The organism is Streptomyces sp. NPDC003284, assembly GCF_053589675.1.
In genome coordinates, this window is the sequence record NZ_JBSFSI010000001.1 from 532,578 (window position 1) to 555,225 (window position 22,648).

The window sequence follows — 22,648 nt, forward strand, 5'->3', positions numbered from 1 at the left end:
GGGTGCGGGAAGCGCGGTGGGGCGCGGGAAAGGCGGGGCCGCTCCGGCCGCCCCGGACTCAGACTCAGACTCAGAGCACCCGTCCGGCCCCGGCGTCGTCCAGACCGGTGCATGCCACCCTCCCGCGCACCACGGCGCACGCCTCCACCCCGCGCGGCGAGGAGACGGCCAGCATCGGACTGGCGTCGCCTGCGGTGTCCGCGGCGGAGTAGGCGGCGGACAGGGTGTCCTCCTCGCTCCGCACGGAGACCTCCCGGGCCACCGCGCCGCGCACCGCCACCTGGGACCAGACGGCACGGCAGGACGGCGACCAGCGCAGCCGCACCGTGTACGTCGCGTCGGCGACGGAACTCTCGGTGCGGGCGTCCCGGGCGCAGGCCGAGGCGCCGGGCAACGCGCCCTGGCAGGACCGGCCGTGGCAGCGCAGGGCGGCCAGTACGGCGGCCCGCGCGCCCGGGGAGGCACCGCGCGAGGAGGTGGCCAGGGCCGTGACCACCGCGGCGAGCGCGGTGAGCAGGGTGAGCGCGGGCAGCACCAGCCCCCGGCCCCGCCGCCGCGGCCGGGCGGCGCCCGGACGGCCGGACGCTGCTTCGGACCCGCCTTCAGGGTCGGAAACGGTAGGTGGGACAGGCGAGGTCGGTGGGATGGGCGAGGTTGGTGGGACGGGCACGGTCGGTGGGACGGGCGCGGTCGGTGGGGCCGGCGCGCGTTGTGCGGGGACGCCGGGTGCGGAGTGCGCAAGCGGTGCGAGGTCCGCCCCGGTACAGGTGTCCGCCCGGGGCCCGGTCTCCACCGGTGCCGCCCAGAGGGCCAGTGCCGGGCCCGGGTCGGTGCCCGCGAGCCGGGCCAGCGCCTCCACGGCCGAGCGGGGCGGGTGCTTGGCGCCGTTGAGATAGCGGTGCCAGGCGGACTTGCTGTACGGGGTGCGCGCGGCCAGGGCCGCCAGACTGAGACCGGTGCGCCCCCTCAGCTCGCGCAGATTCGCCGCCAGCGGCCCGGACGAGGGTGCCGCTTCCTGGGGCTGGCGCATGTGCTGCTCCCGACTCCGTGCCGCTTCGGGTGATTTCACCCCGGATGCCCCCATGGCTTCCCGGGACGGGGGCACCGCCACACATCCGGCCGGTATGAGAAGGGTGAGCCGGGTACGGGCCCGCCGCCGCCCACGGGAACCAGCCGGGCGGCGGCGGCCCCGTCCGTCACCGGCCGCGACGGGCGCCGGTCACGGCCGGGGGAGGGGCGTCAGCACCAGGGCAGCGTGCCGCGCACCACCCGCACGTAGTGCGCCGAGACATAGCCGCGGCTCTGGGCGAGCCGGTACCACTGGCGTGTGCCGTGCACCGAGGAGCCGTTCGTCCGGCACCGGAGCGCCACCAGACTGCCCGCGCGCAGCCGGCCGGTCACCCGGTAGCCGGTACCCGGGCCGGAGCGGACCAGCAGCGGGGAGTGGCGGGTGATCACCCGTCCGTAGGCGTGTGTCGAACGGCCGTGCGTGGCCCGGTGGTTGACGTGGTGCGCGGGCCGTGCGGCGGGCGCGGACGATGTGGTCGGGGCGGCCGTCGACACCGCGGCGCGCGGGGTGGCGGGGGTGGCCTCGGCTGCCGTGGGCACGAGCGCGAGCATCGCGACCGTGGCCAGCAGGCCGCCGGTGAGGGTCCGTCGGATCATGGAAACCTCCGGGCTGTCGTTCCGGTGACGGTGACCACCTGACGTGATCACACGTCGCCCAGCGTTTCCGCGTCGGCCGCCCCCGATGCCGTCCCCGCGTCCCGGGGACGGCGGGGACGTCCCCGGGACCGCGCGGCGGGCACACCGCAACGATCGCTCCGGGGAATCAGCATCCGGCGGAAGCCGAGCTGGGCGCGGCCCTCACCCGCTGTGCACTCGCGAACTACTTGAGTAACGCAACGATATGGTAAACTGGAGCCATGGCCTCTGCATCATCCCCGTCGCCCGGACCCGTCTCGCCCGAAGTGGCCGAGATCGAGCGCGCGCTCACCAGGATCACCTATCTGAGCACGCGGGCCCGGCAGCACGAGAAGATGATGGGCCTGGCCGGAGTCCCGCTGGACCGCGCCGCGGTCGCGCTGCTGCGCCAGATCGCCGACTCCGAACCGCTGCGCCCCGGCGAACTGGCGCACCGCCTCGGCGTGGAGGCCTCGCACGTCACCCGCACCGTGCAGCAACTGGAGAAGACCGGGCACGTCACCCGTGTCCCCGACCCCGACGACCGGCGGGCCCAGCGCATCCGGCTCACCGAGACGGGCCGCGACGCCATAGCCCGGGTCCGCGAGGTCGGCGCCCGCGGCATGGAGGCCGCCCTGTCCAACTGGTCCGCGGACGAACTCGGCCAGCTCGCCACCCTGTTCCACCGCATGGTCGACGACTTCCTCGCCTACGCCAAGGACGTGGACCCCGACCACGAACCCACCGCCTCGCCCACCGGCTGAGAGCACCCGCGCGCGTGCGGTAATGTTTACCTGCGCGTTCACGCGGTCCACCGCACGTGAGCGCATCGGGACGTGGCGCAGCTTGGTAGCGCACTTGACTGGGGGTCAAGGGGTCGCAGGTTCAAATCCTGTCGTCCCGACTGGAGACAGTCGCAGGTCAGGGCCGGTTTCGGAGGCATCCGGAACCGGCCCTTGATCATTTTCGGGGACCAGATGGGGACCGGCGCCCTTGACGGGGGTCAGCGGGTCGCGACGATCGGGCTCGGCAGCGAGCGAGGTGCGCGGAGTACGCTGAGGTGTGCGGAGAGCGCCGCCCCGGCGGCCGTAACCCTGTGTACGTCGGGGTGTAGATAGGGCCGGGTGGTGGTCAGGGAGCCGTGGCCGGCGATCCGGCGGAGGACGTGTACCTGGACTCCGGCGAAGATGCGGGTGCTGTCGCTGCGATACTTCAATCCGGTCGGCTCCGACCCCGAGCTGCGTACCGGGCTTCAGCTCAAGCGGCCCAGCCACGCGTTGGGCAAGCTGATCCAGGCCCACCAGGCGGGCACGGCGTTTTCGGTCACCGGCGTGAACTACCCGACCCGGGACGGAACGGGTATCCGTGACTACGTGCACGTCTGGGACCTGGCCGCGGCCCACATCGCGGCGATCGAGCGCTTCGATACCATCTGCACTCAGGCGCAGCGGGCGGTGGCGGTCAACCTCGGTACCGGCAACGGGACCACGGTGCGGGAGCTGTGCGCGGCTTTCAACAACGTCGTCAGCATGCTGGGGTGGACGCCGAAGCTGTCCTTGGAGCAGAGCATCCGATCTGTGCTGGACTGGATTCCGGTGCGCGACAAGATGCTGAAGGACTGAGCTGTGGCGCCCACCCCCGGGAGGCGAGTGTGGCTTCCAGAGCGAGTAAATGCTGCATCGCCGGTGCCGGCCGCGCGACGTCCCAGCGGTGGTCTGCCGGGGCGTCGCGGTAGGCGCGGTGGGGGATGTGGTGGGCCTGGAAGAGCCGGTGGCTGGCATGCCAGTCGGCTTCCAGGGTGCCGGTGCCCCCGAGCGCGATGCGCGGGTGCGGCGTAGTGCTTGTGCGTGGCGGCGCAGGTTGTGCCGTGCGTCGTAGTCGTTGAGCCGCTCGGGGCTGCCGGCGGCCTCGATGAGCAGCGGGTGGGTTGCGTGGTCGACCAGCCAAGGAGAGTCGCTGTACGTCGGTGCGGCGAAGGCAGTGTGCTCGCGCAGATCCGGAGGCAGCCGCCCGATCTCGTCCAGGCTGTGGCCGTACTTGCTCCCGTCGCCCTCTCGACGGACAGGACGAGCACGATCCTTCGCACCGGCTGTTCGGGCGCGGTCACGGTGACTTGGGTGCCGGCCTTCTGGAACGGGCTGTGCAGTCGTACGTGGGTCCTTGCCGGGGAGGCTGGTCTCTCCGCGTCGTGTCCGGCGGGGAATTCAGGTGCGGAGGGCCTCACCGATCGACGCGCTAGGCGCAGATCTGAGACGCCGGAGGGCGATCCGGATCGGTGCCATGCTGAGCCCGTTCCATCCAAGAGGGGGAACCGTCGTGATGCGACATCTCCGCAAGCCGATATTCGCCGCCCTGCTCGCCGCACTCAGTGTCGTCGGCGCCTCGACGCTGGCCATCGCCGACACTGTGTCCCGCCGCTCTCCTGGCACCGAACCGCGAGCGGTCACTGCCGGGTCCACGCCTCCGTCGACCGTCGAGAGCTTCGAACATCCAGGAGCCGGTCGAATTTTTCAAGATAAGGGTATAAAGCTCTTCAAGGGGGACGGCCGGATTGTCTTCGCAGACTGCGATAATTCCTCTCAGCAGATACAGGTCTGGTCCCGCAAGAACAGTGACGGAAAATTCTGCTTCCGCACCACCTCCACCTCCGGTTATCTGAGCCCGGAAGTGCCCGAGGTGTATGCACTGCAGACTGAAGCGAGAGCTCTCCACGTAGAGCTGAGCGCCGAATGAAAGTCGCAGGAAGTGAACCTGGCCAAGGGCGAGTTCAAGGGAGTGGGCGAGGGAGTCGGCTCGGCGGCGACCGTGCTCCTTGAGCTCCGCGTGACCGGCTGAGTGGCACCGTGGTGAAGGCGGGTCCAAGGGCTCGACGGTGTGTGCGTCACTGGGCGAGACCAGGATTTCTCAGCAGCCCACCGCAAGCGTCCCTTTTTTGTCCGTCCGCAGCACCGCAGGGAGCCCCATCGCCGTGGCAGACGCCCGTTAGTTGCTGATGAACAGAATAGGGAAGCAGTGTTGTCCAACATAGGAATCTGTACTCGGCGGACTCGCGGAGCTGTAGCCGCCGGTGTCGTCCTGGCGGTCGACGCAGGGATGTTCACCGCGGGGCCGGCTGCGCAGGCGCTTTCGGGAAAGCCCGCAGCGGCAAGCGACTACGCGTTCGCCGCCCGGCTCCGCATCGGCGAGGGCGACACCATGCGCGCCTGCTCCGGCGCGCTGGTGCAGCAGCAGTGGCTGCTGACGGCCACGAGCTGTTTCGCTCCCACTCCGGGTGCCGTCGTCAAGCCGGGCAAGCCTGTGTTGAAGTCCAGCGCGACCGTGGGCAAGCAGACCCTCGACGTCGTCGAGGTGGTTCCGCGCGACGACCGGGACGTGGCCATGGTCCGGCTGGCCGAGCCCGTCACCGCGGTCAAGCCGGTGGTCCTGGCCGCCGACGCCCCCACGGCGGGTGAGACCCTGCTCGGTTCCGGATTCGGGCGGACCGCCACCGAGTGGGTCCCGGACCAGTTGCACACGGGTGACTTCCGGGTGGATTCCGTGGCCGGCACCACCGTGGCGCTGACCGGCCAGGACGGAGTCTCCGTCTGCAAGGGCGACGCCGGTGGCCCGGCCCTGCGCCGCAAGGGCGCTGAGGTCGAGCTGACCGCCGTCCACAGTCTTTCCTGGCAGGGTGGGTGCTTCGGCGAGACCGAGACCCGGACCGGTGCGGTGGACGCCAGGGTCGACGGCCTCGCGGACTGGGTGAAGGACGTCCGTAACCGCGACCGGAACTACTCGGCCGACATCGACAGCGACGGCAAGGCCGACATGATCGTTCACACCAAGGACGGCAACATCGCCGTCCGCGCCAGCCACAGCACCTACTGCGACCAGGGCAAGGTCATGATCACTCTCTGACCCGCTGCCTCCGTGAAGTGCCGGACGGCCGGCTCCTTCGCATGAGGTGGTCCGTTCTTCTGCTGCCCGGCCCTTTGTGGACAGAGGCGGTTCCCGGAGGGTCGGGCGGCGCCCGGACCAGCGAAGCGTCGGGCCGTTTCCGCGGCCAGGCAGAACATCCCGACGCCGAGAGGGTCCTGCCGGTCGCAGAAGCCCTGGTTCCGGGCGTGCTGACACCGGCTCATGAGATCGTGAAGTTTGAGAGGCGGGCGCCGTCGGCGCCGGTATCGACCGTACAGAACCGGACCGCTGTGCGGATGCCTGAGGCATCCCCGGCTGTTCGGACAAGGCGGCCAGATGGCCGAGAGGTGGGGGCAGGAACATGACAGGAATTAGTCGACGGGGGCTGCTGCGCGGGGGTGTGGTGGCCGGGGCCGTCACGGTCCTGGGGGCTGCGGCCTCGGCGGCCGGGGCCAGTGCCGAGGGCATCAATCCGACGGTAGCGGATGAAGCGGCGCACGTCCGGGCGCTGCGCAAGGCGCTGGACGACGCGGCGGCGGGCATTGTCGGCCCGCACGGCGTCGACGGCAAGGGCCGGATCATCGTGAAGGCCGGGTGCGCGGGCGTTCCCACCTACACGCTGCTCAAGACCCTGGTCATCGGCGGCAACACGGTTCTCGATGCCACCGGTGCGCGGTTCGTCGCCAAGTTCGGCACCGTCATGAAGCAGTACAAGCTGGACCGGACGAATTCGCACTCCCCCAGTCCCACGTATGTGACAGACAGTCAGGGCATGTTCACCGCGCCCGCCGTCAGCGGCACCAGGTCCACCATGCTGATCAACCATGTCGCCGCGGGCACGACGGGCTATTCGGCGCCGGGCAACATCATGGTCAAGGGCGGTGAGTGGGACCCCATCTCGGCGTGGGTGTGGGCGGATTCGGGGGCGGTGCGGGCGCGTGCCGACAAGGCTCCGCCGATGAACGTGCTGACCTTCACCCACACCCAGGACGTGGAGGTCGAAGGCGTGACGGTCTGGAACGTCAAGTGGTGGCACGCGGTGGAACTCAACGCCGTGCGCCGGGGCGCGGTCCGGGACTGCTTCTTCAAGGGCTGGGTCGAGAACCCCACGTGGGGCCTGTGGCAGGGTGAGGCCGTCCAGCTCGACCTCCCGCTCGCGAACAACACCTGGGCGGGGGCCAGTGACGGCACACCGACCGTGGATGTGCAGGTCCAGCGCAACTACGCCGGTGCGTCCGGCTCCCAGCCGTCCTGGGCGAAGCTGGTCGGCTCGCACACCGGCGGCGAGAAGGTGGGCCATGTGCACGCGCGCGTCCTGATCGAGGGCAATGTCGTGGACAACGCCAAGTGGGACGCCATCGGCGCGATGAACACCACCCAGATCACCGTCCGCGGCAACACGATCAACAACAGCGTCGGCGGGGTCTACGTCAGTTCCGTGTCGGCGAGGACGGTCAGCCAGCCACCCGTCCAGGTGGGACCGAACCCCATCTCCGGGATAGACATCGTCGACAACCAGGTGACGATCACGCCAGGCGCTTCCGGAGTCGCGCGCAACGCGGTCCGCGTCAGCGCGGACACGGTCGGGTTCGTCTCACCGGTGAGCGATGTCCTGGTCACCGGCAACCAGGTCAGCGGCGGAAGCTTCTACTACACCCCGAACGTGACGTTCCGGCCCGGCACCACACCCCAGGGCTGACCTCTTTCCGTCCCGGGTCTCACGGTGCGCGGTGCGGGGTCTCGCCCTCATCGATCGGGACCTGTACGTGCGGGCCGACGGGTTCGCCGATCCGACGCGGATGGCGACGGCGGGTTTCCCAAGGATCACGCATTCGCCACCAAGCCGGCGCTCGCCCTCGCGCAGACGAAACGGGCGCTGGCCGCCGGGATGAGACCGAAGTGGGCAACCGGGACGAGGTGTACGGACGCAGCCAGGAGTTGCGCGAGGCCTCGGACGGCGCCGACCCCGGCTATGTGTTCGCGGTACCCGCGAGGTTCCCATCCACCGGGTCTCGTGGAGTCCGAGCGGGCGCAGGATGCGGTCTTCGATCTCCTGGTGAACGGCCTGACCGGTCGCCTTCTGGATGATCATGCTGAGCAGGACGTAGCCGGTGTTGGAGTACTCCCAGCCCTCGCCGGGTGGGAAGTCCGGCGTGTGGGCCATGGCGCGGGCAACCAGCTGCTCGGGGCCGTAGACGTTGGCGCTGCTGGTAATACTCCTCCGGCGTGGTGTATCCGGGCAGGTCGTCACGGATGCCGCTGGTGTGCTGCAGCAGTTGGCGGATGGTGATCCGGTTGCCGTCGTTGCCGTTGCCCTGCACCACTCCCGGCAGCCAGTGGTCGACTGTGTCGTCCAGGGACAGCCTGTCCGCGGCATCCAGCTGGAGGACCACGGTGGCGACCAGTGTCTTGGACGTACTGGCCATGCGGAAGTAGCCGTCGGAGGGGACCGGGCGGCCGGTGTTCAGGTCGGCGGTTCCACTGGTGGCGACCGACTGCCGACCGTCAGGCCCGATCCTCCTGGCCTGCACACCGCTGATACCAAGGGCATGGATCGCCTTGGTGTCCTGGCGCAACTGCTTCACAGAAGCGGGACCGGCGGGCTGGGCGACGGCGGTGCCCACCTCGGCGGCGAGCAGCGTAGCTACACCGAGTGTCACAGCGAGGTGCTTTCGCAGAGTCGAAGGCATGGACGAACGCTAATTTCGCCCTCTCTGCGGTGCGATCCGGCGCACCCCAGGCCCGCGCTGGGGATATCCCCCCAGCGCGGGCCGTCACCCTGGCTTCGAGTGCTGGCAGCGTCAGGACGCCCGTGCGGTGCGGCGACCTTTCCTGCCGGTGCGGGCGTTGAGGAGTTCCACGCGGGTCATCGATGAGCGACCGGGGATGCCGGCCTCGACTCCGCGCGGTCCCCGCTCGACCTGAGACCCAGCGCTCTCTGTCGCCTACTAGCTGGCCTACGAGGTCGGCCTGTCTGCTCAACGGATTGTCCGCGGCAGGCCGCCTTATCGTGTCTCGTCCGTGCCCGTCGTGATCGGCTTGCAGTTGCTTCCGTGGGCCTTGCGCAGTCCGGGCTGCGGGCACCGGTACGTCCGGGCCGTGACGGACGTCGTCCCGTGCAGGTCCATCTCCATCAGGTAGCGGACCGTCCCGTCCGGCCAGTCCTGCCGTGCCATGACGGGCGCGTAGCGCCACCGCCCGGTGGACCACACAGCCGGCGCCGGACGGTCACTGGCCGGCTGGCCTGCTGCTCCAGGGAACGCCGCTCCCTTTCCGGTGCTTCTTCGACGCGCCTTTCCCCTGACCGGAAACATGACGGACCGGCCAGGACACGAGATGGCCGAGACGCGGACCGGCCGCGCGACGGACGCGCAGACGACAGGGTGGGGATGGCACAGCGGCTGGGCTCCGAACCCCGCCCGCGCCCGGGACAGGGTGCGACGGTCCTTGGGCGGCGGACGGGCGGTGTTCTGCCGCAGCTTCGTTGTGCGGCTTCCCGGACGCCGTCGTCACCTGGGTGTCATCGGCTGGAGCGATGCTGTGAAGGCAGCGAGCACGTGTGCGTTGGCCGCCGGGTTGTGGTTCAGGTCGACGGCCTGCTGCGGCAGCCCGTTCAGGTGGTGAAGGGTTTCGGTGTGCGCGCCGGGCGTTCCGCTGTTGTGTGCGTCGGTGAAGCCGAGGAAGTCGGGGTGGCGCTCCTCGCCCGAGGTCACGAAGACGTCGGCGGTGACCTTGTTGCTGCGGTCGGCGTTCACGTGCGCGGGTGCGCCGGCCGAGGAGGTCACGCGTGGCATGAGGACACCGGCCGCGGTGCCGGTGGTGGCCAGGGGCATGCCGAACCAGCGGGTGAGCTGCTCGGGCCAGATGTATGCCTTCAGTTCCCAGCCGGCCCCGGACAGCACGGCGCGTGCGCGGCCGGTGGCCAGGGCGTCGGTGACCTGCTGGTCCTGGGTGGGGTGCGGTGGTTCGCCTGCCTTGAGGTGGAAGCGGATGGCGTCGGTGAGGCGGAGGGCGTGCAGGAGTCCGAGGCAGCCGGTGGTGTTGCTGCGGGCGAAGCAGCAGTCGTTGGCCAGGAGGCCGCCCCCGAAACCCCGGACATCCTCACCGTCCACGAGCTCAAGCGGTTCGCGCGCAACGCGGCCGAGCTGATGACGCTGTCCGCCGAGCTCCAGGCCGGCGGCATCCAGCTCGAACTCCTCACCGGTCCGCTCACCGGGATCTACCACCCCAATGGCATGGGCACCATGTTCTTCGCCGTCATCGACGACGACATGCTCACCTTCGCCGTCGCGCGCGAGGACAAGGACGTCCCCGTCCCCGAGATCGCGAAGAAGCTGACCATCAAGACCCGGAAGAACGCGGGCAGGTCCCCGCCGGTCGTCTCGCTCTAAACGGGCGCTCGCGGAAGCCGAGGCCGACGACGGTCTGCCGCTGCGGCCCAAGCCTGTGCGCGTCCGGCGGCCCGAGGACCCACTCACCGGGTGTGGCCGCTGACCCGCTACGACCCGAAGGACCCGTTCAACGAGACGGTCGCCGCGTTCTGACGTCCAGGCCTCCGGCGGGCTCGGTGACCTGTACGCGCCGGTGCTGTCGCTGACGGTCGGCGACGCCGAGCGCGGCCCGCCCTGCTCGGCGATCGACCAGCAGTTCTTGCGCGGCAGGTCCGACAACAGCCCCCAGCACCAGTTCCCGCACCTGGCGCCAGGGCTCCACCCGCGCGAACCGGCCCATCAGGATCTCGAACGCCTCCTGCCAGCGGGCAGGGTCTACGCTGTGAACCGCGGCCACCGCAAGAACGTTGGTCTTCAGACACCGATGATCAGCGGTGGCCGAGCGCATGGGTGCCAGCGGGACGGAAGGCCCGTCGTGGAGGGAGATGCGGTGCTGGGACTGCTGGGTTTCTACGACGAAATCGACAACCGCCCCGGCCAGCCGAACGGATCCCTACGCGATGCCGTCCAGCCCGTCGGAGAGCCGGACGAGGCAGACCTGGTGGCCTACCTGGATGCTGGCCACATCCTCATCGACGTCATGGAAGGGGGCCGTGACGTCATCACCGGGAGCGCGCACCGCCACTCCCTGGGCTGCTCATCGCTGGTCACCGACGGCACCTGGCTCTGGCGCCAGGATTTCCCACACTACGTGGAAACGCACCACGTCCTGCTCCCCGAAGCGTTCATCGAGCACGCGCGTGACCTGAATTACCAGATGCCGGCCCTCGTCATCGCGCAGTTCGCCCCCCACTTCAACGAGACCATGCCCCTCGTCGGCTGGGCCGCGACTGTCCCGTGGCGGTCGACTGCGGCAGTGCTCGAACCCGAACCACGAACGGTCACCACCAAGGTCGAGTTCGACGCGGCAATGCTGGCCCAGGAACGAAACCGACCACACGGCAACTGGGCCAAGCCTCGCAAGCCTCGGAGAGCATGAGCCAACTCCAGCCAGCCACGATCTACGGCTGGAGTGCTGAAGGTGTTGCAGAAGGTCGGTGGTGGGCAGGGTTGAGTGGCGGCTGACCTGCTGTTTTCACCCTGTCAGGGCGAGGTTGTGCAGGGCGGCGACGGCCTGGACGGCGTGGTGGGTCCTCGCGCTCTCCGTGGCCACTGCCACGTTCCCGCAGGGGCAAGAAGCCGGCCACCGCCGTGGACCGTCCGGGGGACCGAGCCAAAGCGGCCAAGTGTGCGGCGGCAAGTGGTTCGCCGATCGGGGAAGGCAGGAGCGGTGACTGGGCTGTGCACGAGAAGCGCACCGCACAGGGCGCCTGGCGCCCAGGAGCGATTCTGGGAATACGGGCCTTCATGATGCCAGCCCTGTAACACCTTCCGCAGCCGCAGCCGCAGCCGCAGCGGCAAGGGCCAGGTTGAGGTGGGAGTTCATGTCCAGTTCGAACCGGCCATAGGGGTTTACGTGGCTCCAGAGCAGCGGGACAGGGCTCGCCGGTCGACGGCGGTGAGCCGCTTCTGCAATGTCTCCTTGCTCAGGATGTCCTGAAGCAGCGCGGAGAGGGCAGCCCCGGCGGCGGCCCAAGGTGCGCGAACGGGCGAGTGGGATCCGGAAGAGCTGGTCTTCACCACGAACTGGTCACCAGCACCATCTGCTCCGCGGGCTGGAGATGTACGGCCCGGCCCCTGAGGAGCCGGGCGGCGCGCCGCGGCACGCTCGCCCCCGGGACTCGGTGGGACTCCGCCCCGCCGAGTGCCATGCGTCCGGGGGTGGGGACGCGGAAGGAGCGTGCAGCGCCCGCTCAGACCGCGGGCAGGGCAGGACCGGGCTCGGACGCGGACGAGGGAAGGACATAGGCGGCGGTCGGCGCGGATGGGGGCTCCGAGTTCCCGGTGAAGGTCTCCGCGTCGCACATTCGCGTGGCTCCAGCAGTTCAAGCGTCTACGCATCCGCTGGAGATTGCCGACCAGCGGTGTTCTCACCGTGCTCCAGCGCGACGGCTACGACGCGGTGCACGAGTCCCGGAAGGCCGGCATGGCGGCCGGGCGCCGCGGACCGGGCAGGGCGTCAGGTGTCTTCGGCCACACCCGACGCGGGCTCCTGACCGCGCGTCAGACGGACGGCCATGGTCCTCGCCGTCGCGCTCGATACCTGCGTCTGGGGCTGTCCTGTCCGGTCAGGCCGGGCCTGAGCGCCGCGGTACCCGGCGCCTCGTCGGCGCGTTTCACTTCAGCGGGCTGATCACGGGCGTGGCGTCTTCCTGCACGTCCTCCAGTGAGCGCCCCTTCGTCTCACCGACGAAGAAGAACACGAGCAGCCACGAGAGCAGAGCCATGAACGCGTAGACCCCGTAGCTTCCCGCCAGGGAGAGGTCGCGCAGGCTCGGGAACGTGAAGTTGAGCAGGACGCCGGCGAGCCAGTTGGCGGCGGCGCACGCCGACAGCGCGAGGCCGCGTATGCGGTTGGGGAACATCTCGCCGAGAAGGACCCAGACGGCCGGGCCCCAGGAGACGGCGAAGGCCACGACGAACAGGTTCGCGCCGACAAGGGTGACCGGTCCCCAGATCCCGGACAGCGCGGGCTCACCGTCCGCGGCGACGGTGGCGGTGGAGAAGCCCACCGCCACCGTGACGAGACTCAGGAACATGCCCGTCGATCCGGCGAGCAGCAGCCGGCGGCGGCCCACCCTGTCGATGAGCAGCATCGCGACCACCGTCGCGGCCACGTTCACGAAGGAACTCAGCACCGACAGCGCGAACGCCGCCGACTCACCGAAGCCGACCGACTGCCACAGCGACGTGGAGTAGTAGAAGATGACGTCGACGCCGACCAGGGCCTGAAGGGCCGCGAGCCCGATCCCCGTCCAGACGACGGGGAGAAGGACGCGCCGCCGGTCGAGGAGGTCCTGGAAGCGGGCGGAGCGGCCGGTCCGCAGCGTCGCGGTCATGCGGTCGGTCAGTGTGGCGGCTTCTTCGGCCGTGATGTCCTGGAGCCTCTGCAGCACGTCGCGCGCTTCGGCGGCTCGCCCGCGCGCGACGAGGAACCGTGGCGACTCGGGGACCGTGAGCGCGATGACCAGGTAGACGAGGGCCGGCACGATGCCCACGATGAACATCCACCGCCATGCGGGGAGCCCGAGGAACGCCCGCGCGTCCGCGCCTTCGAGCGCGAGCGCGATCGAGCTGTCGGAGAGGAGAGCGGCGAAGATGCCGAGGACGATGGCCATCTGCTGGAGCGACGCGAGGCGGCCGCGCACGTTCGCCGGAGCGATCTCCGAGATGTAGAGCGGTCCGATCACCGTCGCGAATCCGACGCCGTAGCCGGTGAGCAGGCGCCAGATCGCGAGATCCCAGAGGCCCTGGGCGAGGCCGCAGCCGATCGCGGCGACGAGGAAGACGGCACCGGCCACCGCCATGGTGCGGGGTCGCCCGATGCGGTCGGCGAGCCAGCCGGCGGTGAAGGAGCCGAGCGCGGCGCCCAGCAGGGTGACGGCGATGATCGTGCCGAGGCCGATGGAGTCCAGCGCGAAGTTGGTCTCGATGGCGTTCACAGCGCCGTTGACCACTGCGGTGTCGAATCCGAAGAGGAAGCCGCCGATGGCGGCGGCCACCGCCATCGCGGCCACCCGGCGGGTCAGGCGGCCGCTCTCACCGGGGTGTGCGTGGGACATGACGAACCGATCCTTGTCGATTGTGGATTGTCGACCAAATGGGCCATGGGGGATCACCGGGAGGAGGGGTAGGCGATGGTGGACATCAGGGCGTTCTCCGCCTGCCGGGAGTCGAGGCGGGTGTGCTGGACGACGATGGGGTGGTCGCTCCGGATCACGAGGCAGTAGTCGACGCCCGGAAGGATCGGCTCGGGGCCGCGGAGATCATTGATCCGCTGGTGGTGTGCGCGGCGTGCGGGAACGGTGAGTTCATAGGGTCCGACCGGCTCGCGGTCGGTGTGGAAGACCTCGACGGCGACGTGTGCGGGGTCGTCGCCAGCGTTGAGCATGCAGATGCTGTCATGGCTGGTCATCGCGGGTGCCGGTCCGGTGCTGCTCGGGGGGATGTAGCCGTCCGCGACCACCCATGTCGTGGCGCCGATCGCCTGAGTTGTCATGTGAGTCCGGCCTTTCTGCGGTGGGTTTTCGGGGCTTGCCGGGAGTCCGGTCAGAAATCGTTCGCGCTCTTGGCCATGAGGCCGCCGTCGCAGACCAGGTGACTGCCCGTGACATACGAGGCGTCGTCGGAGAGCAGCCAGGCGGCGGCGCGCGCGATCTCGGCGGGGTCGGCCATCCGCCCGAGCGGGATCTGCCGTGCCGCGGCGTCTCTCAGGCGCGCGCGCTCCGCTTCGAGTGCGTCACCGTCGAGGCCGAAGTAGAGCATCGGCGTGTCGGTGGCACCGGGGACGACCGCGTTGACGCGGATGCCGTGAGGGGCGAGGTCGATGGCGGCCGCCCGCACGAACGCGGAGACTCCGCCCTTGGACGCCCCGTACGCGCTGTTCGAGCCGCCCGCGAAGCCGACGAAGGCGGAAGGGGAGGACACGCACACGAGGGAGCCCGGCCTCCCGGCGTCCCGCAGAGCCTGCGCGGCCGTGCGTACGGTCAGGAAGGCGCCGGTGAGATTCACGTCGAGAACGCGGCGCCATGTGTCGAGAGGCATCTGCGGCAGGGGCGCGTTGACCTCGATGCCGGCGCTCGCGATCACCCCGTCCACCGGGCCCAGTGCGGTGCTCGCCGCGCCGAACGCGTCGACGAGCTCCCGTTCGCCGGTGACGTCCGCCGCGGCCGACCAGGCTCTGCGGGCGCCGACGCGCCGGGCCTCGGCCGCGGCCCGCTCGGCGCTCTCGCCGTCACGGTCCAGGACGCCGACGGCCCAGCCCCGACGTGCGGCTTCGAACGCGGTGGCGCGGCCGATGCCGCTTCCGCCGCCGGTGATCAAGATCGTTCTGGTCATTCGGAGGAGTCCTCGGTGGTTCTGGAGTGGGTCTGGATGTGGGTGGTGACGGCGCGGTCCAGTGCGTGCTCGTCGCCCGCGCGAAGTGCGTCGATGAGCTCGCGGTGCTGCCCGGCGACCACGGTCGCGTCCGGGTAGTGGCTCGCGTCGCGCCGGAAGTAGGCGCGCACGCGGGGCTGGATCGACCGCCAGATCTGCAGGCAGTGCTGCTGCCCCGACAAGGTCACGACCGCCTCGTGGAAGCGGATGTCCTCGTCGGCGAGCAGTGCCGCGTCGGACGCGTCGGCTGCTTCCTCCATGTTGCGGACGAGCGACTGGAGATGGGCGTAATCCGCGTCGGTCAGACGGGGCATCGCCTTGCGGAAGGCGAACTTCTCCAGGGAGAGGCGGACCGGTACGAGAACGTTCTCGATCTCCTCCTGGGAGACGCCGAGCACCTCCGTACCGCGGTAGGGGTAGGAGATCACCAGGCCCTCCTGCTCCAGTTGGCGCAGCGCCTCGCGGACCGGCGCCCTGCTGGTTCCCAGCTGTTCGGCGACTCCCGACTCCGTGAGCTTCTGGCCCGCTTGGAGACGGCCGGAGGTGATGGCCTCACGCAGGACGTCCGCCACGGTTTCGCGGCGGGAGGCGAGGGAGGCGGGGGGAAGCGCGGGAAGCGCGGTAAGACCAGACATGACCGGAGCGTAGCAGGATCGTACTTTGTCGACAATCAAGTGCGGCGGCTCCCGGGGGTTGCGGAGAGGTGGGTCGGGAGTCGGGGGCCGGGGGCTGGAGGGCGGGGGATCGGGGCTTCGTCGCATGGTGCCTTCCGGTGGCGCTTCCCGTGGTGGGTGCGGCGGGCGGTCCGGCAGACTGTAGCCGAATAGTCGATTGTCGACAATGGTCCGCTCGATCGGGTACGGTCCCGAACACAGCCGCCGACTCGTCGGCGTCGGCGGCTATGACACCCGTCACGAGAGGCACTCATGAGAATCACCAGGGTCGAGACATGCGGTCTTCGCGGGGCGACCCCCGAGGGCGGTTGGTCGAACGAACTGCGCCCGGACGATGTGGTGCACACGCTTGTCGCCGTCCACACCGACGAAGGCGTCACGGGCATCGGAAGCGCGTTCACCACCGAGAATCTCGTCCGGGGAGCGATCGACCTTCTGCTCCCGCACCTTGTCGGACAGGACCCGGTGGAGGTCGAGCGGATCACCGAAACGCTGCACCAGACCGCGTTCTGGATGGGCCGGGGCGGGGCGCTCACGCACGCGACCAGCGCGATCGACATCGCCCTGTGGGACATCGCCGGTCAGGCGCTCGGCCAGCCGGTCGGCCGACTGCTCGGCGGGCGCCACCGCACCCGGGTGCGCCCCTACGCGTCGGTGCTCATGGACGAGGCCGGACCGATGACGGACAACCTCACCGAACTCGTGGAGCAGGGCTTCACCGCGTTCAAGATCGGCTGGTGGAAGTTCGGACGGGTGGACGCCGCTACCGACGAGCGCACCGTCGCCGCCGCCCGCGCCACGATAGGCGACCGGCTGCTTGCTGTCGACGCCGGCGGCTCCGAAGGCTTCTTCCCCGGCGGCCTGGCATGGGCGAAGCGAACCGCGCGGATGCTCGCCGACTACGACGTCGCCTGGTTCGAGGAGGCCCTCGCGCCGGACGACCTGGAAGGCTTCGCCGAACTCCGCGCGGGTTCACCCGTCCCCATCAGCGGCGGCGAGGTCCTCACCCGCAGGCAGAGCTTCTCCCCCTACCTGCGGCGCCGCGCTTTCGACATCGTCCAGCCCGACACCACCAAGGGAGGCGGCCTCAGCGAGTCGCGACGGATCGGCTGGGAGGCCCAGGACCTCGGTATCCGCCTGATCCCGCACGGATGGAACACGGCCATCGGTCTCGCCGCTGACTTGCAGCTCTCGTCCGCGCTCGCGTCCACCGACCTCGTCGAGTACAAGACCGGCTCGGCCTATGTGGACGACCTGGTCGCGGGGGGCTGGCGACTTGGTGCCGACGGATGCCTCGACATCCCCTCCGGCCCCGGACTCGGTGTGTCCCTCGACCCCGAAGCGATCGAGAAGTACGGCACCCGGCCCGCGTTCGCGGACCCAGAGGCGTGAATGCCGACCACCCCCCTGTCGGGGGTCGTCGCGGTGCTCCGAGCCCCGTCGGCGGTCCGCTGCCGCCCTGTCGTCGACGTACTCGTCTCCGGAGGCGTCCGTCGAGATCGAGCTCACGCTCACCACGCAGGGAACGCTCGACGTCGTCAGCCGCCTGCGAGCGGACGTCGGCGACAGCGCCCGCATCCGTGTCGGCACTGTGACCGACGGCGTGCCGGCCCGAGCCGCGCTCGACGCCGGTGCGTGGTTCCTCGTCACTCTGGGCATCGTCGGCGCGGCGGCGGAGTCGGCGCACGGGCACGGCGCGCCGGTCGTCATGGGTGCGCTCACGCCCACCGAGGTGGTGACTGCGACAGCCTCGGGCGCGGACCTGGTGCAGATCTTCCCCGCGTCCGCGGTCGGAGCCGAGCAGCTCCGCGGGCCCTTCCCGGACCTGCATCCCGTGCCGTCCGGAGGGACCGGCGCGGCAGAGACACGCGCGTGGGCGGCCGCTCCCGCGGCTGGCCGCCGTCTCCATGGGCGGACCTCTCCTTGGCGACGCGCTGAACAGCGGGTCGCTGCGGACCCTCACCGACCGCATGCGACGCCTGGCCGAGGTGATCGGCGAGGACATGAGCACATGAGCGTACGGCCGCGCCCTCGGGTGCTGACGCCCGGCGAGACGATGGGTCTCGTCCGGGCAGGAGAAACCGGCCCCCTGCGGGCCGGTTTCTCCGCGCGCATCACGAACGGCGGCGCGGAGACGAACATCGCGATCGGGCCGTCCCGCCTCGGCATCGGCGCGCTCTGGCTGGGGCGCGTCGGCGACGACGCGATCGGCGAAGCCGTCCTCGCCGCGCTGCGCGCCGAGGGCGTGGAACTCGCCGCAGAGGTCGACGCGGAACGACCGACGACCGGGGTGATGGTCAAGGAATCCCGGGTTCCGTGCGCCTCTCGCGTCAGCTACTACCGGTCCGGAAGCGCGGCCGACGTGATGTCCCCGGAACTCCTGGAGCCGGAGCTGTTCGAGGGCGCCGAGCTGCTGCACCTGACCGGCATCACCCCGGCACCGTCCAGGACGAGCGCGGACCTCGTCCATGAGGCAGCAGAGACGGCCCGCGAACACGGCGGACGGGTCAGCCTCGACGTCAGCTACTGGTCGACTCTGTGGAACGTCGACGAGGCACGCGAGGGGCTCCAGGGCTGCTCTCCCTCGGCGACCTCCTCATCGGCGGACACGGCGAACCCTCACTGCTGTGCGACGGACGGGCCGGCACCATGTCGCCGACGACTTCGCCCTTCTGGCATTCCTCGCTGACGCCGGGCCACGTATGTCGTCCTCGAACGAGGCGATGCGGGCGCCGCGTCCCACCGCGACGGCGCGTACGAGGGAGCCGCGGCCTTCCCCGTCGAGCCGGTGCACACCACCGGCGCGGGCGATGCGTTCGTCGCGGGCCATCTCACGGCCGTGTCGAAGAGCCGCTCACGGGTCGAACGGCCGCGACAAGCCAACGCGTGCGGCGCCCTGGCCTGCCTCAACACGGGGACCGGGAGGGCACACTGACGAGACGCGGCCTGTCGGCCTTCCTGGACGGCGCCGATCCGGTCGTGCGCTGACCGCCCGCCGCGCGAGCGGCCTTCCACCGGCCGTGGTGGGCGAGGACGCCGACGGGGCGCGCCGTCACCCGCGTCGCTCACCGTCGTCAGCCGCCGAGATAGATCCCGATGTGCTCCGCGATCTCGCCCTCGATGCGCTCCGGATCCCCGGACCGCAGCGCGTCGAGCAGGGACCGGTGCTGGTCGACGACGCCAAGGGGGTTCTCGTGGTGCGGGGCGTCGCGGAGGAAATAGGCCCGCACCCGGGGCTGGATGGTGCGCCAGATCCGCAGTGACTGCATATGCCCGGCAGCGATGATCACAGTCTCGTGGAACGTGACGTCGAGGTCCGCGAGCGCCTTGGCGTCCAGGGGCTCGGCCGCTGCGGATCCCATCTGTCCCACAATCGCGTCGAGGGCTTCGAGCAGCCGCGGGTCAGCTGCCTCGGCCGCGGAGAGGAAGGCGGCCTTCTCGATCACCAGCCGGATGGGGACCAGGATCTCCTCGATCTCCTTCTGGGAGACCTCGGTGACGACGGCGCCTCGATAGGGGTGGGTGATGACCAGCCCCTCCTGCTCCAGAACCATGATGGCCTCGCGGACCGGGCCCCGGCTGATGCCGTAGTGCACCGAGATGTCCCGTTCGACGAGCCTTCCCCCTGCGGGGATCTCGCCGTGGGCGATGCGTTCGCGCAGGTTGCGCAGGATCCAGTCGCGCCGGGATTCGGGCGGGTGCGGGGGCGATGCCGCCATCGTGTGGGGGCTCCTTCGGTCGATCCGTCAACGATAACAAATGGCGGATGGTTGACCATCTGCCATTTGCTCGTCTACGTTCATCGCGCCGGGCAAGAGGCCCCTCAGGAGAGGCGGAGCTATGGAGCTGACGAAGCCGAAGACGCCGTCCGCGCGTGCTGACGGAGGCGGGGAGGTTCCGAACAGGGTCATCGCGGCGGCGGTGCTGGGCACCCTGCTGGAGTGGTACGACTTCGCGATCTACGCGTCGATGGCGGCCGTGATCGGGCGGCTGTTCTTTCCCTCGGACGACCCGACAGTCTCGCTGCTGGTGACGCTCGCGTCGTACGCGGTCGGATTCGTGTGCCGTCCGCTGGGGGCGATCGTCCTGGGACGGCTGGGTGACCGCGCCGGGCGCCGGAGCATGCTCGCGGCCACGATGGTGACCGTGGGCGTCGCCAGCGTGTTCATCGGGCTGCTCCCCACGCACGCCTCGGCCGGGATGCTCGCTCCGGCACTGCTCGTGGCGCTGCGGATGGCACAGGGCCTGGCGGCGGGCGCGGAGTGGACAGGCGGCGCGACGTTTCTGATCGAGTACGCGCGCACCGGCCGCCGCGGCCTCTACTCCGGGGTGGTGCAGGCATCGACGGTGGCGGGATTTTTGATGGGAACGGGCGTCGCCATGGCGGTCGTCCGGCTCATGCCCGAGGCGGCTGTGGACAGTTGGGGGTGGCGGATCCCGTTCCTCCTCGGCGGCGTCGTCGCGGCGGTCGGACTGTTCATCCGCCTGAAGCTGGACGAGTCCCCGGCGTACCGCGAACTGCACGCCTCCCACAAGCCGATACCCCGGCAGGAGACGAAGCCCGAGAACGCCGCGCCCGGCGACACCGGCATCGGCGACATCGACGCGGACAACGGCACCGGCGCGACCGCGGAAACACGGCGCAACTGGCTGCTCGTGCTGGGCATCGTCTTCGGCGTGACGCTCTACGGGTACACGGCGACCAGCTTCCCGACCTTCCTCGACGCGGTCGGCGCGCTCTCGCTGGCGGACGCCTTGACGACCAACGCCATCGCCCTGCTGATCGAGGTGCCGCTCATCGTCGCGGCCGGCGCGCTCTCCGACCGGGTGGGACGCAAGAAGGTGATGAGCTGTGCACTGGCGCTCTACGCCCTGGCCACGTACCCGGTCTTCCTGCTCGCCACGAGCGGCACCCTCGCCGGAGCGCTCGTCGGGCAGATCGTCTTCGTCGTCCTGTTCGCCGCCGTCTCCGGACCGATGGCCGCCCTGTTCGTCGAACTGTTCCCCACCCGGGTCCGCTCGACCGCGTTCTCCAGCTCGTACAACATCGGCGCCGCCGTCTTCGGCGGCACGGCACCCTTCGTCAACACGTTCCTGGCCACCCGGACCGGCGTCTCCGTCGCCCCCGCGTTCTACCTGGTCTGCGGTGCACTGGTTTCGCTCGCCTTCCTCAGCCGTGTACACGACCGCCACCAGGAGGATCTGCGCTGATGCCCGCCCCCGCCTCGCCCGCCACCGTCTCGTCAGGCGTCGACCTCCTGCTGTCCGGCGGTCGAGTCATCGACGGCACCGGAACCCCGTCCCGCCGGGCCGACGTCGCGGTACGGGACGGCCGCGTCGTGGCCGTCGGCCCCGACCTCCGCGTGGAAGCGGCCCGCCGTATCGACGCGACCGGTCTGACCGTCACACCCGGATTCATCGACCCGCACAGCCACAGCGACTGGTCCGTACTCGGCAACAGAGACGCTCAGAGCACCGTTCGCCAGGGGGTCACCACCGAGATCGTCGGGAACTGCGGGGTGACCTACGCGCCCCTGACCGAAACGGGCGCCGCCGAGGCCCGCCGCGCCCTGCGCGCCTACGGGTACGAGGGCCCGGTCTCCTGGCGCACGTTCCCCGGCCTGCTGGACGTCGTGCACCGACAGGACAACGGCACGGCGCAGAACCTCGCCTGGCTCGTCGGACACACGGCCCTGCGCGACGCCGCCCAGGTCCGGGGCGAATCCGTCGACGCCGACGGACTTGCACGCATGGCCCACCTGCTCGAAGAAGCCATGGAAGCCGGAGCTCTGGGAATGTCCAGCGGCCTCGAATACGGCTCCGGGCGGTACGCGACCACCGGTGAACTCGCCGAGGTGACGTCCGTCCTGCAGCGGTACGACGGGATCTACGCCAGCCACATCCGCAACCGTGACGCACACCTCCTCGACGCTGTCGGGGAGTTCCTGGCCGTCGCCCGGCACAGCGGACTTCGCGCCCAGCTCTCCCACCTCAACGTCCGCCACGACACCGGCGCTCCCCACGATGCCTGGCATGACGCCGTCGGCCGGCTCGCCACCGAGCGGGAGGCCGGGTTGGACGTGCTCGCCGACATGACACCGTATCCGCACGGTATAGGGCTGGCCACAGGTCTGCTGCCCAACTGGCTGCTGGCCGACGGCCCCGCGAGCGCGGCGCGCCGGCTCGACGACCCCGACGTGCGGCGGCGGCTGCGCCAGGACTGCGACCGCTACTGGCGGTTCGTGCACAAGGGCCAATGGGAGAGGGTCGTCCTCGCGACCAGTCCCGCCACACCGGAGCTGGAGGGCCTTCCCTTTCCCGAGATCGCCGCACTGCGCGGCCAGGACTGCTGGGAGGCGTTCTTCGACGTCCTGCGGGCGGCCGGGTCCGACATGCCGACTGTGCAGCTCATGGGGCGTCTGTTCACGCCCGAACATGTCGCCGAGGCGGTCGCGCACCCGCTGTTCTGCCTCGGCGTGGACGGCTTCACCAGCCGCACCGAGGGGCCACTCGCGGCGCGGACCCGCCATCCGCTGTTCTTCACGGGCCACATTCACTACCTCGCCCACCATGTGCTGCACGCCAAGACCCTCGGCCTGGAGGAGGCGGTGCGCAAGATGACCTCGATGGTCGCCGACCGCTTCCGGCTGTCCGAACGCGGCCGTGTCCGGCCCGGACACCATGCCGACCTGGCCGTGCTCGATCTCGCGTCCCTCGCCGCGCAGGACACGTTCGCGTTCACCGGCACGTACGCGGCCGGCGTTCCGCACGTGCTGGTCAACGGCGAACTGGTCGTCCACCACGGCCGGCACCTCGGCACCCGTCCCGGCCGGTACCTGTCCGGACGCTGAACCATCCCGTGCGCGGGCGGCGTCCGTTGCGTGTTTTCGCGGAGTGCCCCGTCAGTTCGCGTCGGGTGGACGAAGAGGAATCGGAGACCCGGACCACGCGAGCGACATGCCGGAC

At 70.3% G+C, this 22,648-nt stretch carries 20 protein-coding genes, 1 tRNA gene and 5 pseudogenes; 13 read left to right on the plus strand and 13 right to left on the minus strand.

Annotated features, from left to right (window positions below; genetic code table 11):
• Nucleotides 1-70: 70 nt before the first annotated feature.
• Both ACWDYF_RS02410 and ACWDYF_RS02415 read right to left on the minus strand, forming a co-directional pair.
• Nucleotides 71-1,030, minus strand: a complete 960-nt coding sequence (locus tag ACWDYF_RS02410) for a helix-turn-helix domain-containing protein (protein ID WP_389463551.1) — start codon at nucleotides 1,028-1,030, stop codon at nucleotides 71-73.
• Nucleotides 1,031-1,239: 209 nt separating this feature from the next.
• On the minus strand, nucleotides 1,240-1,665 hold the full coding sequence (locus tag ACWDYF_RS02415; RefSeq protein WP_389463552.1) for an SH3 domain-containing protein: 426 nt from the start codon (nucleotides 1,663-1,665) through the stop codon (nucleotides 1,240-1,242).
• A gap of 260 nt (nucleotides 1,666-1,925) precedes the next feature.
• Here ACWDYF_RS02415 and ACWDYF_RS02420 point away from each other — a divergent pair, with 260 nt between their 5' ends.
• Together ACWDYF_RS02420 and ACWDYF_RS02425 are read left to right on the plus strand one after the other, a co-directional pair.
• The gene (locus ACWDYF_RS02420; RefSeq protein WP_037889940.1) at nucleotides 1,926-2,447 is read left to right on the plus strand and encodes a MarR family winged helix-turn-helix transcriptional regulator; all 522 of its coding nucleotides are present in this window, start codon (nucleotides 1,926-1,928) and stop codon (nucleotides 2,445-2,447) included.
• 66 nt (nucleotides 2,448-2,513) lie between these two features.
• Nucleotides 2,514-2,587: transfer RNA gene (locus ACWDYF_RS02425), tRNA-Pro, on the plus strand.
• Nucleotides 2,588-2,686: 99 nt separating this feature from the next.
• On the opposite strand, the pseudogene ACWDYF_RS02430 reads toward ACWDYF_RS02425, so the two are convergent.
• Nucleotides 2,687-2,866 (minus strand): annotated as a pseudogene (locus ACWDYF_RS02430) (site-specific integrase); the annotation flags it as partial.
• Nucleotides 2,867-2,870: 4 nt separating this feature from the next.
• Here ACWDYF_RS02430 and ACWDYF_RS02435 point away from each other — a divergent pair.
• The 4 genes from ACWDYF_RS02435 to ACWDYF_RS02450 all read left to right on the plus strand — a co-directional run bounded on the left by ACWDYF_RS02435 (nucleotide 2,871) and on the right by ACWDYF_RS02450 (nucleotide 7,279).
• Nucleotides 2,871-3,305 (plus strand): NAD-dependent epimerase/dehydratase family protein, encoded by a 435-nt coding sequence (locus ACWDYF_RS02435; RefSeq protein WP_389463555.1) that lies wholly within the window; start codon nucleotides 2,871-2,873, stop codon nucleotides 3,303-3,305.
• Nucleotides 3,306-3,999: 694 nt separating this feature from the next.
• Nucleotides 4,000-4,416: a hypothetical protein gene (locus tag ACWDYF_RS02440; protein WP_389463559.1), complete on the plus strand. Its 417-nt coding sequence runs from the start codon at nucleotides 4,000-4,002 to the stop codon at nucleotides 4,414-4,416.
• 360 nt (nucleotides 4,417-4,776) lie between these two features.
• Nucleotides 4,777-5,580 carry a S1 family peptidase gene (locus ACWDYF_RS02445; protein WP_389463562.1) on the plus strand — a complete coding sequence of 268 codons (804 nt, stop codon included), beginning with the start codon at nucleotides 4,777-4,779 and terminating at the stop codon, nucleotides 5,578-5,580.
• A 361-nt stretch (nucleotides 5,581-5,941) separates the two neighbouring features.
• A complete protein-coding gene (locus ACWDYF_RS02450; RefSeq protein ID WP_389463565.1) occupies nucleotides 5,942-7,279 on the plus strand; it encodes a hypothetical protein in 1,338 nt (445 codons plus the stop codon).
• On the opposite strand, the gene ACWDYF_RS02455 is transcribed toward ACWDYF_RS02450, so the two are convergent.
• From ACWDYF_RS02455 to ACWDYF_RS02470, 4 genes and pseudogenes are all read right to left on the minus strand, one after another.
• Nucleotides 7,175-7,744 (minus strand): serine hydrolase, encoded by a 570-nt coding sequence (locus ACWDYF_RS02455; protein ID WP_389463566.1) that lies wholly within the window; start codon nucleotides 7,742-7,744, stop codon nucleotides 7,175-7,177. The two genes, ACWDYF_RS02450 and ACWDYF_RS02455, sit on opposite strands and share 105 nt — an antisense overlap.
• Nucleotides 7,745-7,826: 82 nt before the next feature.
• Nucleotides 7,827-8,270: pseudogene (locus tag ACWDYF_RS02460) on the minus strand (serine hydrolase domain-containing protein); the annotation flags it as partial.
• Between the two features lie 315 nt (nucleotides 8,271-8,585).
• The gene (locus ACWDYF_RS02465; protein ID WP_389463569.1) at nucleotides 8,586-8,756 is read right to left on the minus strand and encodes a hypothetical protein; all 171 of its coding nucleotides are present in this window, start codon (nucleotides 8,754-8,756) and stop codon (nucleotides 8,586-8,588) included.
• A 333-nt stretch (nucleotides 8,757-9,089) separates the two neighbouring features.
• On the minus strand, nucleotides 9,090-9,692 hold the full coding sequence (locus tag ACWDYF_RS02470) for a hypothetical protein (RefSeq protein ID WP_389463935.1): 603 nt from the start codon (nucleotides 9,690-9,692) through the stop codon (nucleotides 9,090-9,092).
• Here ACWDYF_RS02470 and ACWDYF_RS02475 point away from each other — a divergent pair.
• Nucleotides 9,594-9,971, plus strand: coding sequence for a recombinase family protein (locus ACWDYF_RS02475; protein ID WP_389463572.1), 378 nt, complete (start codon nucleotides 9,594-9,596; stop codon nucleotides 9,969-9,971). The two genes, ACWDYF_RS02470 and ACWDYF_RS02475, sit on opposite strands and share 99 nt — an antisense overlap.
• A 219-nt stretch (nucleotides 9,972-10,190) precedes the next feature.
• Here ACWDYF_RS02475 and ACWDYF_RS02480 read toward each other — a convergent pair.
• A pseudogene (locus ACWDYF_RS02480) lies at nucleotides 10,191-10,368 on the minus strand (IS701 family transposase); the annotation flags it as partial.
• Nucleotides 10,369-10,461: 93 nt separating this feature from the next.
• Here ACWDYF_RS02480 and ACWDYF_RS02485 point away from each other — a divergent pair.
• On the plus strand, nucleotides 10,462-11,010 hold the full coding sequence (locus ACWDYF_RS02485; RefSeq protein WP_389463578.1) for a hypothetical protein: 549 nt from the start codon (nucleotides 10,462-10,464) through the stop codon (nucleotides 11,008-11,010).
• Nucleotides 11,011-12,247: 1,237 nt separating this feature from the next.
• On the opposite strand, the gene ACWDYF_RS02490 is transcribed toward ACWDYF_RS02485, so the two are convergent.
• The 4 genes from ACWDYF_RS02490 to ACWDYF_RS02505 are packed head-to-tail and all read right to left on the minus strand — an operon-like array spanning nucleotide 12,248 to nucleotide 15,643.
• Nucleotides 12,248-13,693 (minus strand): sugar porter family MFS transporter, encoded by a 1,446-nt coding sequence (locus tag ACWDYF_RS02490; protein WP_389463581.1) that lies wholly within the window; start codon nucleotides 13,691-13,693, stop codon nucleotides 12,248-12,250.
• A gap of 53 nt (nucleotides 13,694-13,746) precedes the next feature.
• Nucleotides 13,747-14,130: a sensory rhodopsin transducer gene (locus ACWDYF_RS02495; protein WP_344515372.1), complete on the minus strand. Its 384-nt coding sequence runs from the start codon at nucleotides 14,128-14,130 to the stop codon at nucleotides 13,747-13,749.
• Between the two features lie 50 nt (nucleotides 14,131-14,180).
• Nucleotides 14,181-14,969 (minus strand): SDR family NAD(P)-dependent oxidoreductase, encoded by a 789-nt coding sequence (locus ACWDYF_RS02500; RefSeq protein ID WP_389463584.1) that lies wholly within the window; start codon nucleotides 14,967-14,969, stop codon nucleotides 14,181-14,183.
• Nucleotides 14,966-15,643, minus strand: a complete 678-nt coding sequence (locus tag ACWDYF_RS02505) for a GntR family transcriptional regulator (protein ID WP_389463585.1) — start codon at nucleotides 15,641-15,643, stop codon at nucleotides 14,966-14,968. Before ACWDYF_RS02505 ends, ACWDYF_RS02500 begins: the two co-directional genes overlap by 4 nt.
• A gap of 291 nt (nucleotides 15,644-15,934) precedes the next feature.
• Here ACWDYF_RS02505 and ACWDYF_RS02510 point away from each other — a divergent pair, with 291 nt between their 5' ends.
• The 3 genes and pseudogenes from ACWDYF_RS02510 to ACWDYF_RS02520 form a co-directional block, all read left to right on the plus strand.
• Nucleotides 15,935-17,074: a mandelate racemase/muconate lactonizing enzyme family protein gene (locus ACWDYF_RS02510; protein ID WP_389463588.1), complete on the plus strand. Its 1,140-nt coding sequence runs from the start codon at nucleotides 15,935-15,937 to the stop codon at nucleotides 17,072-17,074.
• Nucleotides 17,004-17,561: pseudogene (locus tag ACWDYF_RS02515) on the plus strand (bifunctional 4-hydroxy-2-oxoglutarate aldolase/2-dehydro-3-deoxy-phosphogluconate aldolase); the annotation flags it as partial. The gene ACWDYF_RS02510 and the pseudogene ACWDYF_RS02515, both read left to right, overlap by 71 nt.
• Before the next feature lie 228 nt (nucleotides 17,562-17,789).
• Nucleotides 17,790-18,617, plus strand: a pseudogene (locus ACWDYF_RS02520) (sugar kinase); the annotation flags it as partial.
• 139 nt (nucleotides 18,618-18,756) lie between these two features.
• On the opposite strand, the gene ACWDYF_RS02525 reads toward ACWDYF_RS02520, so the two are convergent.
• On the minus strand, nucleotides 18,757-19,401 hold the full coding sequence (locus ACWDYF_RS02525) for a GntR family transcriptional regulator (protein ID WP_389463591.1): 645 nt from the start codon (nucleotides 19,399-19,401) through the stop codon (nucleotides 18,757-18,759).
• A 121-nt stretch (nucleotides 19,402-19,522) separates the two neighbouring features.
• Between ACWDYF_RS02525 and ACWDYF_RS02530 the strand changes: the two genes are divergently transcribed.
• Together ACWDYF_RS02530 and ACWDYF_RS02535 are read left to right on the plus strand one after the other, a co-directional pair.
• Nucleotides 19,523-20,893 carry an MFS transporter gene (locus tag ACWDYF_RS02530; RefSeq protein ID WP_389463595.1) on the plus strand — a complete coding sequence of 457 codons (1,371 nt, stop codon included), beginning with the start codon at nucleotides 19,523-19,525 and terminating at the stop codon, nucleotides 20,891-20,893.
• A complete protein-coding gene (locus tag ACWDYF_RS02535; RefSeq protein ID WP_389463598.1) occupies nucleotides 20,893-22,533 on the plus strand; it encodes an N-acyl-D-amino-acid deacylase family protein in 1,641 nt (546 codons plus the stop codon). The genes ACWDYF_RS02530 and ACWDYF_RS02535 overlap by 1 nt, the downstream gene beginning before the upstream one ends.
• The last annotated feature ends 115 nt before the right edge of the window (nucleotides 22,534-22,648 follow it).